The sequence below is a fragment of the Chitinophaga barathri genome (assembly GCF_003807585.1).
GTDB classification, from domain to species: Bacteria; Bacteroidota; Bacteroidia; order Chitinophagales; family Chitinophagaceae; genus Chitinophaga; species Chitinophaga barathri.
This window is the reverse complement of the sequence record NZ_RMBX01000001.1, coordinates 171,236-185,261: the sequence shown is the minus strand read 5'-3', so window position 1 is coordinate 185,261 and position 14,026 is coordinate 171,236. Positions and strand designations below refer to the sequence as shown.

The 14,026-nt window shown below is 49.9% G+C and carries 11 protein-coding genes and 1 pseudogene; 8 read left to right on the top strand and 4 right to left on the bottom strand.

Going from position 1 to position 14,026, the window contains the following annotated elements:
- Window position 1: 1 nt before the first annotated feature.
- The 3 genes and pseudogenes from EG028_RS00655 to EG028_RS00645 form a co-directional block, all read left to right on the top strand.
- Window positions 2-1,009: pseudogene (locus EG028_RS00655) on the top strand (RHS repeat-associated core domain-containing protein); the annotation flags it as partial.
- Window positions 1,002-1,496 carry a hypothetical protein gene (locus EG028_RS00650; protein ID WP_120514125.1) on the top strand — a complete coding sequence of 165 codons (495 nt, stop codon included), beginning with the start codon at window positions 1,002-1,004 and terminating at the stop codon, window positions 1,494-1,496. The pseudogene EG028_RS00655 and the gene EG028_RS00650, both read left to right, overlap by 8 nt.
- Before the next feature lie 131 nt (window positions 1,497-1,627).
- Window positions 1,628-1,900, top strand: coding sequence for a hypothetical protein (locus tag EG028_RS00645; RefSeq protein ID WP_123864489.1), 273 nt, complete (start codon window positions 1,628-1,630; stop codon window positions 1,898-1,900).
- 97 nt (window positions 1,901-1,997) lie between these two features.
- Here the strand turns inward: EG028_RS00645 and EG028_RS00640 are convergent, their stop codons facing one another.
- The 4 genes from EG028_RS00640 to EG028_RS00625 form a co-directional block, all read right to left on the bottom strand.
- Window positions 1,998-5,045 carry an efflux RND transporter permease subunit gene (locus EG028_RS00640; protein WP_120514124.1) on the bottom strand — a complete coding sequence of 1,016 codons (3,048 nt, stop codon included), beginning with the start codon at window positions 5,043-5,045 and terminating at the stop codon, window positions 1,998-2,000.
- Between the two features lie 9 nt (window positions 5,046-5,054).
- Window positions 5,055-6,110 carry an efflux RND transporter periplasmic adaptor subunit gene (locus tag EG028_RS00635; RefSeq protein WP_120514123.1) on the bottom strand — a complete coding sequence of 352 codons (1,056 nt, stop codon included), beginning with the start codon at window positions 6,108-6,110 and terminating at the stop codon, window positions 5,055-5,057.
- A 68-nt stretch (window positions 6,111-6,178) separates the two neighbouring features.
- Entirely contained in the window at window positions 6,179-7,531 is a 1,353-nt protein-coding gene (locus EG028_RS00630) for a TolC family protein (RefSeq protein ID WP_120514122.1), read from the bottom strand.
- A 91-nt stretch (window positions 7,532-7,622) separates the two neighbouring features.
- The gene (locus EG028_RS00625) at window positions 7,623-8,237 is read right to left on the bottom strand and encodes a TetR/AcrR family transcriptional regulator (protein WP_120514121.1); all 615 of its coding nucleotides are present in this window, start codon (window positions 8,235-8,237) and stop codon (window positions 7,623-7,625) included.
- A gap of 82 nt (window positions 8,238-8,319) precedes the next feature.
- On the opposite strand from EG028_RS00625, the gene EG028_RS00620 reads away from it, so the two are divergent.
- The 5 genes from EG028_RS00620 (at window position 8,320) to EG028_RS00600 (ending at window position 14,026) form a co-directional block, all read left to right on the top strand.
- Window positions 8,320-8,874 carry a GNAT family N-acetyltransferase gene (locus tag EG028_RS00620; protein ID WP_120514120.1) on the top strand — a complete coding sequence of 185 codons (555 nt, stop codon included), beginning with the start codon at window positions 8,320-8,322 and terminating at the stop codon, window positions 8,872-8,874.
- Window positions 8,875-8,998: 124 nt separating this feature from the next.
- A complete protein-coding gene (locus EG028_RS00615) occupies window positions 8,999-10,159 on the top strand; it encodes an AAA family ATPase (protein WP_206614323.1) in 1,161 nt (386 codons plus the stop codon).
- Window positions 10,140-10,574 (top strand): hypothetical protein, encoded by a 435-nt coding sequence (locus tag EG028_RS00610; protein ID WP_120514118.1) that lies wholly within the window; start codon window positions 10,140-10,142, stop codon window positions 10,572-10,574. Before EG028_RS00615 ends, EG028_RS00610 begins: the two co-directional genes overlap by 20 nt.
- A 60-nt stretch (window positions 10,575-10,634) precedes the next feature.
- Complete coding sequence (locus EG028_RS00605; RefSeq protein ID WP_120514117.1) at window positions 10,635-11,303, top strand: DUF1349 domain-containing protein; 669 nt, start codon at window positions 10,635-10,637, stop codon at window positions 11,301-11,303.
- Between the two features lie 320 nt (window positions 11,304-11,623).
- Window positions 11,624-14,026, top strand: coding sequence for a TonB-dependent receptor domain-containing protein (locus EG028_RS00600; protein ID WP_162946176.1), 2,403 nt, complete (start codon window positions 11,624-11,626; stop codon window positions 14,024-14,026).

Genomic DNA, 14,026 nt, shown 5'->3' with positions numbered 1-14,026 from the left:
TGGGCTCACCATGGACCAGATCAGTTATAAGGCGTTGTATCGTGGAGAGAATAAGTTCCAGTATAACGGCAAGGAGTTGCAGAACAAGGAGTTTGCGGGTAATGGCGGAAGTGGATTGGAATGGTATGACTATGGGGCAAGGATGTATGATCAGCAGATTGGAAAATGGCATGCAGCGGATCCGCTTGGTGAAAAAGGCAGAAGATGGTCACCGTATGTTTATGCTTTTGATAATCCGATCCGGTTTATTGATCCGGATGGTATGTGGCCGGATTGGCCATCATGGAGTGATGTAAAAAGAGCCGCTAAAGTGATGGGAGCCGGGGTAGCTGGAACTGCAATAGGTGCTGCAGATAATTTTTTTGGGACGAATATCAGAGGAACGGCAGCCCCTGTCATCAGCAGCGCGGGGGATGATGCGATAGCTGCAGGATGGAATATAGGATTGGACGTTGCAGACGCGGGAAGCATGGTAGGAGGTGCAATTGAATCTAATGCAGGAAGGGGAGCAGCGGCAGGTTCTGTTGTAGTGTTGGCAGGATCCGGTGGAACAACTGCCCCTGTAACAGTGGTGACTGGTTTAGTTGGAGCAGGAATGGCAGTCCATGGAGTTTTTGTAATGAATAATGGGGCAGCTAATTTAGTTTCACAGAATGGCAGAGTGAATGTTGAAGGTGGTAATAGTAACAATGCGGCTAATAAGGCTGGTAGCGAAAATAATCCACATTCAACATCTAGTGCCGCCAGGAAAGATGCGATGAGGCAGGAAGGAATACCTACAAGCCAGCAACCTTCTTCTCAAAAAAAGACTCCGGCAGGAACAGTATTTGACTATGTTTTACCCAAACCGGGAGGAGGTTCGCAACACAAGGAGGTCCAGCAACAATTATCCGATAGAAATCATGGGCCACATTGGGAAGCAGGTACCCCTAAACCTGGAGGCCAAGTAGATCCATTAGGACGAAACAGGTTGAAAAACGGCAAATCAAAATCATTTTACAATGAATAAGATGGAATATTTAATAAGAAAAAATCGCCGAAAGCAGGAAATTGTTAAGTATAAACAAGACTTATCGTTGATTTTTGGTAAAAGTTTTGAGGACGCCGATTTCCTTGATTTGGAAGATTCGGATATGATTATCTCAAATTTCTTTAATGCATATAGAACACATGAAAATATAATTGTAAAAAAATACAAAGAAGAATGTAAGTCTGATCTTGAAAGAGATGTAAATATTATTGGCGAACAAATAGTTGATAATGATGGATATCTTATTACGAGTAAGAGCGAAATTTGCGGCGTATGTTTAATTAATATACAGACTGCGTTAAGAAAATATATTGCGCTGATTGAACTAGATGGAGATTCTTTGTGCATTACTTCTCTTGACAAAGAAAAAGGCATTTATATTGATTTCTTTAAAGAATATGAGGGTGATATTGAGTATTCTAAATACGAAGTAAGTGTTTGGGGATGGGGAATAGAGGATAATTAAGGTGATTCCCATATTTTGTTGATAGACAAAGCCATATAAAGAGCTGCCCAGCTGGCGCAGGTCTGAGGCGCAATAAATTAGATACCGCTATTTACAATAGGTTTAAGAATGGAGATATTATTGCCACTGAATTGGAGCCGACATTAGATGGATATAGAAGATGGTTGGCGATTTATCAACCTAAGCATGAACCCATAAGAGATTGCGTTCCCGCGCATGTTTATAGTGTTCTTGATTTTGAGATAGAGAAAACTAAAATGGATGATTATTTTTCAGGTGAGGATTTGATTAATGAAAGGAGATATTATGCAAAAACAGAAGAAGGGCTTTTTAGCCTTTTGGAATCGTTAAATATTGACTTGGGAAAGTTTACTTATCCTTGGAAATGTGATTATCCGCTTTAGTTAAATCTAACAATTAAATAAAAGCTGACTAAAAACAAACAGCCCATGCAGATCGCGTGGGCTGTTTTGTTTTGAAGCACACTTATTGTCCTGCTAATTACCTCCCCACCACCTTCGGCGGCATCAACTTATACACCACCGGCGTCACAATCCTCGACAACAAAGTCGAACTGATCAACCCCCCGATCAACACAATCGCCAGCGGCGCAATCAAGGGATTATTCGAAATCGCAATCGGCGTCAACCCCCCAATGGCTGTCAGAGAAGTCAGTACGATGGGCAGGAACCGTACCTCACCAGCTTCCCGTATCGCCTCATCCAACGTACGCCCCTGCTCCCGCAACTGGTTCGTAAAGTCCACCAGCAGGATGGTATTTTTCACCTCTATCCCGGCCAATGCTATCAGGCCGATAATAGCCACGAACGACAATGAATTGCCCGTAAACCACAGTGCCAGCGCCGCGCCCACGATACCCAGCGGGATCACGGAGAGAATGATCAGCGTGCTTTTGAAGGTCTTAAACTCCAGGATCAGCACGGCAATGAATAGGAATACCGTCACGATGATGATATTCTGGAAGCCGCCGAACGATTGTTTCCTGGACTCTACCTCGCCACCCATCTCGTAATTGTAACCCAATGGGAGCTTCATCGCGTCCATTTTGCCGATTACGTCATTGATCACCCTGTCCGCCAGGAAACCCTGCTGTACGAAAGCCTTTACAGCCACTACGCGGCGTTTCTCCTGGTGGTTGATGTTCACCGGGGAGGTTTCCATCTTCAGTTCCGCCACTTGTGAAAGAGGAATGGCCTTGCCCTGGAGGTTGTTGATGTAGAGGTTGCGAAATACGTCCAGCGTAGGCCTCCCTTCACGCGCGCGGGTTAGCAGGATATTGTATTCATTGCTGTTTTTGTCGGTGTATTTGCCCAACGTAAGACCGGCTACGGCCAGGCGTACCGTGCGGTCTATCTGCACGAAGGGGATGCCCAGCTGCTGCGCTTTCTCCGGGATGATGTTTACGCGGATGTCGCTTTTGTTCAGGTCCACCGGGTTGTCCACGTACATGGTGCCGCCGGTTTTGCGCAGCATGGATTCCACGTTTGCAGCCAGCTGGCGGAGAGTGTCCAGGTCGTCGCCGAAGAGGCGTACTTCCACGGGAGCGGCTACCGGTGGGCCCTGTTCGAAGTCTTTTACTTCCACCTTGGCGCCGGGGAAAGGCGTCCAGGCTTTGCGGAGGCTTTCCATGATCTCGCCTTTCCTTTTCGGGTTCGTATGTTCATCCAGCTGTACAAACACCTGGGCGAACTCGCTTTGTTCATTCCTCGGGATCACGTTGTAATAGATCCGCGGGTTACCCTTGCCTACGTTGCTGGAGAAATATTTCACGTCCTTTTCCTGCTTCAGCCTTTTTTCTATTTCCCTGACGATGCCATTCGTGTACCCGACCTTCGACTGTGGCGGCGCTTCCACGTTCACCAGGAATTGCGGTTTCTCGGAATTCGGGAACAGGCTGAACCCGATCATCTGGAACACGACAATGGACGCCCCGAATATGATCACGGTCAATACAATGGTGAGCACCGGGCGTTGCAGCGCTTTGTCCAGCAGGCGGGAATAACTGCCATGGATCAGCTTTTTCAGCGCGCGCATAAAGATATTTCCGTCCGGGTGGCCGGTATGGTGTTTCAGTATTTTGCTGGTCATAAAGGGAATGATAGTCAGCGATACCACCATGCTCGCCAGCACGCAGAAGATCACGGCCAGCGGCAGGCTGCGGATAAAATCCCCCGCGCCTTCAGGCATAAATACCAGCGGCATAAATGCAATGATCAATGTCACGGTGCAACCCACTACCGCCATGCCGATCTGTTTGGTGGCTTTCAGCGTGGCTTCCATGGCGCTGTGGCCTTCCAGCATCCAGCGCTCGATGTTTTCCACTACTACAATGCTATCGTCTACCAGCAGGCCGAGCGCCACCACCAGGCCCACGATGCTGAGCTGGTTCAGGTTGTAGCCGAATAATTGCAGGAGGATAATACCGATGGAAAGGCTCAGTGGGATGGAGATCATCACGATGAAGGCCTGCCGGTAACCCAGCGGCAGCAGCGTGATGGCCACCAGCCCGATGGCGAAGATAAAGTCCATGCCCAGGCTGCCCAGCCTGCGGTTCACGTTGTCCGCCTGGTCAAAGTGCTGGATCATGTCTATGTTCGCGGGCAGTGTTTTTTTGAACTGGTCCAGCACTGGTTTGTAGAGCTCCTGCGTTTTAGTGATGTTTTCACCTTCTTTCTGCGCGGCGGCTACAAACACACAGCGGTAGCCGTTCAGGCGGGTCTGGTAGTTTTCGTCTGCATAACCGTAGTATACTTTCGCAATGTCTTTCAGGAAAATGTTCCTGCCTGCGGAAGCGTATACGATGGTGTTTTTGATCTCGTCCAGGCTGTGGAAGTTGCCGCTGGTCTTGATGTTGAATGTTCTATTGCCGGCTTCAATGGCGCCGCCGGGGATGCTGAGCGTTTCGTTTTGCAGGCTGGAGATCACATTGTTCACCGGCAGGTTCATCTGCGCCATTTTCTCCAGGTCGAGTTCGGCGCGCACCTGCTGTTCGGGCAGGCCGAAGATCTCCACGTTTTTTAACTGCGTGATCCTTTCCAGTTGCTCCTGTAGTTTATCCGCGTAGAATTTAAGCCTGTCGCGGGGCGCGTTTTCAGAGATGAGGGCCAGCTGCATCACGTTTACGTCCGAGGGCTGGAACTTTTCCACTTCTATAAACAGGTTGTCCTGCGGGAGGTCGCGGCGTTTGTTGTTCACCACGCGCACTACTTCCTGGTATTTGTCTTCTACGTTGCTGCTGTATTTGTATTCGATGCGGAACACGGCAAGGCCGTCGCGCATGGTGGTGCGGATGCGCAGTACGTTTTCCATGGCGCTGAGTTCTTTTTCCAGCGGGTCCACGATCAGCTCTTCCATGTCTTTAGGACTGGTGCCGGGGTATACCACCACCACGGAATACGTGGGGGCGTGCATCTCCGGGTCTTCGGAGCGGGGCATGTTCAGGATCGTGGTGATGCCCAGTGCTATGATCATGATAAAGATCACCAGGGTGAACTGGTAGTTCTTTACGGCGTAATCTGATATTTTCATGACGGCGGTTTATGGGATGATGCGGATGATGCTGCTGTTCGTCAGGTATGCGCTGCCGGAGATGATGAGTTGTTTTGCGTTTTCAAGACCGGCGCTGATCAGCACATGGTCCTTTTCGATGGCCGCTACGGTCACCGGTACTTTATGCGCGGTTTTACCATCGTTGGTGATGAACACAAAACCGTTGCTGCCGTCGCCGTCCAGCAGGGCGTCGTAGGGGATGGACCAGCCGGACGGGCTGCTTTCGCCTTTACCGCTGGTGGCGATGCTGGCTTTGCCAAACATCCCGAATGCGATATTGGACGGTCTTTCACCAGTGAGCCGGATATCTACCAGGAAGGAACCGGTGGAAGGGTCTATGCCTTCGCTGCGGCGCGCTATCACGCCGCTGAAGGTTTTACCAGGCACGGATTCCACTTCCACGGTAGCTTTATCATTCAGCTGTATAGCCGCCCATTCGCGGTTGCTGACGCCGGTGCGCAGCAGCCATGCGCCGGAAGCCGCGCCGTTTGTCTGTACTACCGGCGTGCCGGGCTGTACCAACTGGCCTTCGGAGGCGAGCTTGCGGAGCACAAAACCGTTCCTCGGGGCGGTGATCACGCTGTGGCTGCGGTTGAACTGTGCGGTGCGCAATTGCTGCGCGGCTATTTCTTTGGCGGTCTGTGCGTTTTGTAATTGCTCCAGCGTGGCCACGCTGTCGTTGTACAGGTTCGTGGCGCGCTGATGGTCACGGCTGGCTTTTTCGAAGCCAAGCTGGGCCTGTTGCACGGCGGCGTCTATCTCGGTGCTGTTCAGCGTGGCGATGGTCTGTCCCTGGCGGATGGCATCGCCTTCTTTTATAAGGATGCGCTGGATGATGCCGCCCGTTTTGAAAGACAGCAATACTTCATCGTCCGTGGTGAACGTGCCGGATACGGGGATGTTGCCTGCCACGGGCTGTGCGGAAAGCGTCAGCAGCTTCACGGGCACGGCGTCCTGCGCGGGAATGCCGGAGGCGGTGGATTGGCCGCCGCAAGCGCTGAACAGGGCAGGGGCCGCTAACAGGAGAAGGAGATAAGATTTCATATAAAGTGCGTTTGAGTTCGGATTGTGTGCGTTTTGATATAGTCAGTGCCTGGTGGCGATGTTTAGGTTTAGTTGTGCTGCAAAGGATAAGTCGCCTGCGCGCGCTCGATGTCCGCCTGCGAGATCTGCACCTGGGCCCAGGCCTGCAACAGCTGGAGGCGTGCATTGGTGAGCTGGTTCTGCGCGTCCAGCAGTTCTATGTAGAGCAGCTGGCCTTCTTTGTAGACCTTAAACTGGTCCCGGTAATATTTTTCCGCCAGTTGGAGCTGGGTACGTGCGCTGCCGAAGTTGGCCGCGGCGCTGCGGTGGTTGTTCGCGGAGCGGTCCATCTCCAGCTGGATGCCCTGTTGGGTTTCGTTGTAGGCGGTCTGCGCAATGGCGGCGTCCGCGCTGGCCTGTTTGATGCGGTATTTGCGCTGGCCGCCGGTAAAGAGGTCCCACTGGAGGTTTACGCCCCAGAGATAATAACGGGTGTCTTTGTTGAAAGCGAAGTTAAAACCCTGTGAGCCGAGGTCCAGGAAGGTGTTCACCTTGGGCGTGAAGCCGGAGCGTTCTTTCTTTTCCACGAGCAGCGCCATTTTATGGGCGGATTCCAGCTGGATGAGTTCTTCCCGCTGTTGCGGGGCGCCGGCGGGCAGCCGGGCGCTGATATCTATGATGGTGCTGTCCAGCAGGATGGAATCTTCCAGGCTGCGGTTCAGCAGGAAATTAAAGTACGCTTTGGCATTCTGCTGGTTGTTCTGCGCCTGTACGATGGAAGCTTCCACGCGCTGCTGTTCGGTCTGCGCGCGGGTAAGGGCGGTGTTGTTGCGGATGCCGTTGTCCAGCATGCTTTTATTCACCCGGATGTTTTCCATGACCAGTTGGAGGGCATTGCGGTAAATGTCTACGGCGCGGGTGGCCTGGAAGTACTGGTAATAGGCCGTTTTGATATCTTTTACCAGCTGGCGTTTGTACACGTTCACGGTAGCCTGCTGGCGGGTAATGTCTTCCTGCCGGATCTTTTTGGCGTACCATATCTCGGTATTGACGAGCGGGAGGGAGGCGCGTACTTTGGCGTCGTAGAAGTTGTCCGGGTTCAGCTGGATGGACTGGTTTTCCAGCTGGGGGAACTTCTGGCTCTGGGTGAGCTGGTTGAGCGTGGAGTACACAGGGTTCAGCATGTCCCCGATGGGAATGTCTATGGTGCGGCCGCCGCTGGTTTTGGTATACATCCCCATCATGCTTGCGGTGGGCATAAAATAGGCCCGGGCTTCCTGGAGGGCCATCATGCTGCGTTCCAGCTGGAAATTCTGCCGGGCGATGGCCTGGTTGCGGTTGAACCCCTCGCGGATGTATGCATCCAGCTTTGTATCCTGCGCTAAAACGCTGGTACTCAACAAGCCGGTAAACACGATAAGGTTTATGACCTTTGGTAACATAATGAACGGTGTTTAGTAGTGTGCCTTAAAAAAAGCAATCCGTGGATTGCGTTTGTTTATGTTGATGATTGGGTCTTTAAGCCCTGGTTTCTTATGCTTTGATCGTCCTCAAAAACTCCCTGATCGTAAGATTGATCATCTGGCTCATCTGTTCATCCGCCAGCTGCATCACTTTGAAGCGGCAGCGTACCTGGAGGGATACGAGGCCATGGCCCATGGACCAGATGGAGAGCGCCGCCACCCTTGGGTCTGTGTACCGCAGCAGTCCTTTTTCCATACAGTCCCCGATGGTGTCTGTCAGGTATTTAAAACAGTCGTCACCATTTTCCCAGTCGCCCTTTTTCTCCGCGGTGTTCATGGGGGCACGGATGATAAACATCAGGTCGTACAGGTCCGGGTGATTGATGCCGAAGTTCACATACGAATACGCGATCTGCTCCAGTCTTTTCCAGGGGCTGCGGCTGGTGGCCTCGGCCTGGAAGGTTTCCAGCATTTTGGAAAACGCTTCTTTCTGCACGGCGTACAGCAGCTCGTCCTTGTCTTTATAATAAAGATAGATCGTGCCCGGGCTGTATTCGATCTTGTCCGCGATGTTCCGGATGGAGGTCTTTTCATACCCGTCTTCCACGAACATACGCAGGGCCGCATCGATGATCAGCCGCTTCATTTCCTGCTTCTCTCTTTCTTTTCTATCTGATATACCCATTTAGGATAAAATGTTTACGACACAAATATACTGAACAGTGTTCAGTAATTCCAAATTTATTTTTTGGGGTATCTTTGAAACTATGATAAGACCCGCCGTTCCCGGGGATGCAGCCGCAAGTATTCCTTTATTGTTCCTGGCCATGCGGGAAGTGGCCGTAAAGCTTACCGGGCTTGACAATCCGCGGCTTTCCATGCCCATATTCGAAGCGCTTTTCAGGCGCCCCGGCAACCAGTACAGCTATGAAAATACCCTGCTGTACGAGGATGCGGAGGGTATCGGTGGCCTCATCATCGCCTACGACGGCGGCCGGCTGGACGAACTGCGCAAACCGGTGCTGGATTTTATAGAACAATCATTGTCTTACCGCTTTCAGCCGGAAGATGAAACCGGCCCCGGAGAATATTACCTGGACAGTATCGCCGTATCTCCCGCCAGCCAGGGCAAAGGCATCGGGAAACAGTTGATACTGGCCGCGGCGGAAAGGGGCAAACAGCTGGGACTGGACTTTGCAGGTCTGCTGGTGAGCACGGAGAACCCCGGTGCGCAGCGGTTGTATGAGCGGCTGGGCTTTGGGGTGGTGAAAACGGTGCCTTTTTCGGGAGGGTTTTATTATCATTTGCAGAAGGTGTTGTAGGGACGTTGTTTATTAAAATTGCAAATAATCTGCAATTTAGCCGGATAAGCTGTACATTTGTAGCATGTTAATAGAGTTTCGTGCCAAAAATTACCGATCCTTTAAGGAGGAATTAGTGTTCCTGATGACAAATGTAAAGTCATTCAAAGAGCATATCGATACCAATGTTATTAAGACGGAGCGGGGGTTTGACATTCTGAAAGCAGCAGCGGTGTACGGATCTAATGGCAGCGGCAAAAGCAATTTCATTACAGCTTTTGACTGGATGAAATATTATGTTCATTATTCATTCAGTGATTCGCTAAAAAAAGAAGAGGATAAGGAGTACTGGGATAATCAATTTAAGTTAAATACCATAACCGAAAATGCGAGCACTACATTTGAATTGTCGTTTCTGATCGGAGGGGCAATCTACCGGTATGGTTATGAGTTCAATGCTGAAGAAATTGTGAGAGAATGGTTGTATCGAAAAGTAGAAAGAGAAATTCTGCTATTTTCAAGAGAGCGCCAGGAGTTTGAAATCAATCATGAATCTTTTTCTGAAGGGGAAAAATATATGGATGATGTAAATGCCAATGTTCTTTTATTAAGTCATCTTGCACAAAATAATCAACCTGTTTCTAAATTGATCTTCTCATGGTTTTCTAATTTAAACGTAATTAGCGGCCTGCATGAATGGAAACATGATAAAGTAACTGCCAAAATATTAAAAAATGAGCCAGGATTTAAGAATTGGGCGGCGCTGGCACTTAAGTATCTTGAGATTACAAATATTGAAGCAGGAGAGAAAGACGGAGAGGTCATTACCTATCATAATAAATACGATGAAAATAATTTGTTGATTGAGGCTGTTCCTTTTACCGCTTGGGAAGAATCGGAAGGAACGAAGAAGTTGATTAATATTCTCGGGCCGATCTACGATACATTAAGAAATTCAAGAGTATTATTGATAGATGAATTTGATTGCAAACTTCATCCTAATCTGTCAAAAAAATTGATAGACTTTTTTCAGAAGTTTAATAAACGCAATGCACAGATCATTTTTACAGGGAATGACGTAAATTTATTGGATAAAGATCTTTGGAGAAGAGACCAGATATGGTTTGTTGAAAAAGATCAGTTCGGCGCATCCGAATTGTTTTCATTGTCTGAATTTAGCTCTAAAACAGTAAGAGGTAATTCAGCTATAGATAAGAAATATCTGAATAACGAATTTGGCGCAGCCGAAACCATGGAAATTACAGACAATCTTATTGATCTATTGTATGGCCCCGAAAAAAAATGAAAGGAGAGATCCGTCTTATGTAAGGGAACAAGGTGAGAGAGAAGCAAGAGGAAGGAAAACCAGGAAAATAAGCTTTAGTCTTATAAAGTTAGTAACGACCCAAGGGCAAACCATTGATGAATGGGAAAAGGAGGGATTGTTAGGGATGTTCCTGAAAAGGAAACAATTTGTCAGTCAATTTACTGTACAACAGGCCCTTCAGTACAAACATATAAAACAATATACCAAAGTTGATTTCCCGCCTGATTCTGAGTTTGTCTGCCCTAAACATATTTTCGGTGTAGTGTGGACGGTGATGCATATCACGTCCAATAGTAAAGAAGTAGTAGTTGGTTATATTGAAGACGATGTTTTTTATGTGGTTTTTTTAGATAAGGAGCACTTGTTCTGGCCGAGCTCTAAAAAGAATACGTAAGCTGAATGGTACTTCTTCCACCTTTACACGTCTCCTTCAAATCATCTAACCTAATCTACCATGTTCCAAAAGACAGCAGCCTTACTCGCACTCTGCCTCACCGCCACCCTCATCACCAAGGCCTCCGATTCCCTCCGCCTCAAAGCCATCCCGCATCCCCTCAGCTGGAATGCCCAACCCGCAGGCGTCAGCATCCGCTCAGCCAACGCATTCAGCATGAAAGCCGCCAAAGGCACCGACCTCTATTCTTTCGTGGACGGCAGTTTTTACGTCCACCAGGTGCCTATGCTGCTCTTCAAACCGGATACGGCTTTTATCTTCTCCGCCCGCATCAAACCGCAGTTCAAAGCACTGTACGACGGCGCCGCCATCCTCCTGTACAACGATTCCTCCAACTGGGCCAAACTGCTCCTCGAAAAAATGGATGACGGCAGCGTGAGCATCGGCTCCTCCGTAGTGCGCAACCGCGTCACGGACGACAACTACCACCGCAGCGCGCCCACCGGCGAAATATACCTCAAAGCCGTACGTTCCGGCAAGATCTATTGTTTTTACAGCTCTGCCGACGGTAAAACCTGGAACCTCCTCCGCACGTTCTCCCTTTCAAACCCGGACAGCCTTCGCATCGGATTTTATGCGCAATCGCCTAAAGGTGAGGGACTTACCGTAGAAGTGACGGATCTGCGCTATAAAGGCGAACCGTTTAAGAGTTTCTTTACCGGTGAATAATGCCGGCTGATCTCCGCCGTATTTCTAAAAACCAAACAACCGGAATTCCGGTAATAACTGTCCATTCAACAATTTATTCTGCCGCTCAGGTATTCATCAGCGGCAGCCCGGTCCTTATGCTAATCCCCGCTAAAACGCGTTATAACACTATTTCGGCCGGAATGGCCGTCATTGCTGATGTGTAATCGTTTGCCATCCATCCATTTAATTCCATCCTTCCTGGTGGAATATGTAATTTGGCCACAAATGATATGTCATTTTTTGACGTCAAACATAGCATGAGGAAAAGTTTATTATTCTTATTGGCAACATTTCTGTGTATGAACACACAGACAATGGCGCAGGACAATGGCGCACAGGCGGAGATCCTTGGTAAATTATTGGACGATCAGAGCGGAAAACCCGTGGAATATGCTTCAGTGGCTCTCCTGAAAGCAAAAGACAGCACCGTCATCACCGGTATGCTCTCCAAAGGCAACGGTGATTTCGATTTTAAGAGCATTGCTCCCGGCACTTATATCCTGAAAATATATTTTATCGGTTATCAGACCATTTTCCGCTCCGTGAGCGTAAAAGGCCGGTCCGACGTGGGGAATATCCGCCTCAAAACCACCGCCACCGCCCTCAAAGGAGTGGAAGTAGTGGGAGAGAAGCCGGCTTTTACCATGGCGATAGACAAACGCGTGTTTAACGTAGAAAAAAACCTCGCCAGCATAGGCGGCACCGCCACCGACGTACTGCGCCAGGTGCCCTCCGTGAACGTGGACATAGACGGCAACGTATCCGTACGCAACGGCAGCCCCACCATCTTTATAGACGGCCGGCCCAGCACCCTCACGCTGGACCAGATCCCCGCGGACGCTATCGCGAACGTGGAAGTGGTGACCAATCCCTCCGCCAAATACGATGCGGAAGGTATGAGCGGCATCCTGAACATCGTGCTGAAAAAGAACCGCCGCGCGGGCATCAACGGCCTCATCCAGGGCGGTTATTCCACCACGAACAGCTCCAACCTGGGTGTGGACCTGAACGTACGCCAGGGCAAGATCAATGTGTTCCTCAACTATAACCTGAGAGACAGGCGCTCCCCCATGACACAGCATATGCTGCGCAAAAACTGGGAAAACAACGATACCACCTACCTGGATCAGTACCAGGACGGCGAGTTCGGCCGCAAGTTCCAGAACGGGCGCGTGGGTTTTGACTGGTTCATAGACAACCGCAACACCATCACCCTGTCCCAGGGCCTTACCGGCGGCGATTTTAACAACCTGAACAGCCAGACTGTTTACGACCTGGACGCCCAGAAAAACCGCCTCCGCTACGGCATTGGTGACAACGACAGCAAAAACAAGTTCCGCAACTATACCACCCAGCTGGGTTACAAACGCACTTTTGCCAAAGAGGGCCGCGAACTGACGGCTGATTTCACCTACAACCGTGCGAACAACAGCGGCAACAACGATTATTCCCTCCAGTATTACAATTTGGACGGCACACCCAGCAACTCGCCCAACCAGCCTGAGCTGCGTTATGGCAATAGTACGGGCAACACCACTTATCTCACCGGCCAGGTGGATTTTGTAACGCCGATCAATGAGAAATCCAAGATAGAAGCAGGGCTGCGTACCAACAGCCGCACGTTTAACAACGTGCTGAACACTTATGGGAAAGACTTTGCCACGGGCGAGTTCATGTATGACTCTTCTTTGTCGAACAACTACCATTATACCGAGCAGATCAATGCGGCGTATGTAAGTTATACCGGTGGTTTTGGCAACTTCGGTTTTCAGACGGGCCTGCGTGCCGAGCAGTCTTTTTACAGCGGTGAAATGAAAAATATAAAAGGCGCGAACTACGAGATCGATTACCCGATCGGGCTGTTCCCCAGCATTTTCCTGACGCAGAAACTCAAAGGCGATCATGAGCTGCAGCTGAATTACAGCCGCCGTATTCAACGCCCCTGGTTCCGCGACCTGCTGCCGAACATCGAATACAACGCCAACTCCGGCCGCAGGGGCAACCCTTCGCTGAAGCCCGAGTTCACCAACAGTTTCGAGCTTTCTTACCTGAAAGACTTTGACCGCAAGGTGAACGTACTGGCGTCTGTCTATTTCCGGAATACGAACAATGCGATCACCAATTACTCCATAGACACCACGCTGAACCTGGACGGCCAGGAGCGCAAAGTAGTATTGAGCTACCCGATCAACGCGGATGTGCGTAACTCTTATGGCGCCGAGCTTACTGTGCGCACGCAGATCACCAAGACCTGGGACGTAACCACGAACGTGAACATGCAGCAGACGAAGATCAGCGCGGAAGATGTGAACAACTCAGGTTTTACCTGGTTCGGCAAAGTGAACAGCAACACCAAACTGCCCTGGAACCTTACGCTGCAGGTGACCGGCGAATATGAAGGCCGCCGCATTGAGCCGCAGGGCGAAGAGGCGCCGGAATACCAGCTGGACATGGCGGTGAAAAAAGACTTCTTCAAGAAAAAGAACTTCTCCGTAGCCCTTGGCCTGAACGATATCTTCAATACAGACCGTGATCTCAGCTGGACCACGACTTCCTTCTCCGATTCAGAACGTTACCGCAAACGCGTGAGCCGTGAGCTGCGCCTGAATGTGAGCTGGCGTTTCGGTAAAATGGACACCAACCTTTTCAAGAAGAAAAAAGACGGAGAAGGCGGTGGTGACATGGGCGGGGACGGATTTTAG

Excerpts from the sequence above, each read along its gene's own strand:
- EG028_RS00650 (WP_120514125.1), top strand. The coding sequence starts at position 1,002 with ATGAATAAGATGGAATATTTAATAAGAAAAAATCGCCGAAAGCAGGAA.
- EG028_RS00640 (WP_120514124.1), bottom strand. The coding sequence starts at position 5,045 with ATGAAAATATCAGATTACGCCGTAAAGAACTACCAGTTCACCCTGGTG.
- EG028_RS00635 (WP_120514123.1), bottom strand. The coding sequence starts at position 6,110 with ATGAAATCTTATCTCCTTCTCCTGTTAGCGGCCCCTGCCCTGTTCAGC.
- EG028_RS00630 (WP_120514122.1), bottom strand. The coding sequence starts at position 7,531 with ATGTTACCAAAGGTCATAAACCTTATCGTGTTTACCGGCTTGTTGAGT.
- EG028_RS00625 (WP_120514121.1), bottom strand. The coding sequence starts at position 8,237 with ATGGGTATATCAGATAGAAAAGAAAGAGAGAAGCAGGAAATGAAGCGG.
- EG028_RS00620 (WP_120514120.1), top strand. The coding sequence starts at position 8,320 with ATGATAAGACCCGCCGTTCCCGGGGATGCAGCCGCAAGTATTCCTTTA.
- EG028_RS00615 (WP_206614323.1), top strand. The coding sequence starts at position 8,999 with ATGACAAATGTAAAGTCATTCAAAGAGCATATCGATACCAATGTTATT.
- EG028_RS00610 (WP_120514118.1), top strand. The coding sequence starts at position 10,140 with ATGGCCCCGAAAAAAAATGAAAGGAGAGATCCGTCTTATGTAAGGGAA.
- EG028_RS00605 (WP_120514117.1), top strand. The coding sequence starts at position 10,635 with ATGTTCCAAAAGACAGCAGCCTTACTCGCACTCTGCCTCACCGCCACC.
- EG028_RS00600 (WP_162946176.1), top strand. The coding sequence starts at position 11,624 with ATGAACACACAGACAATGGCGCAGGACAATGGCGCACAGGCGGAGATC.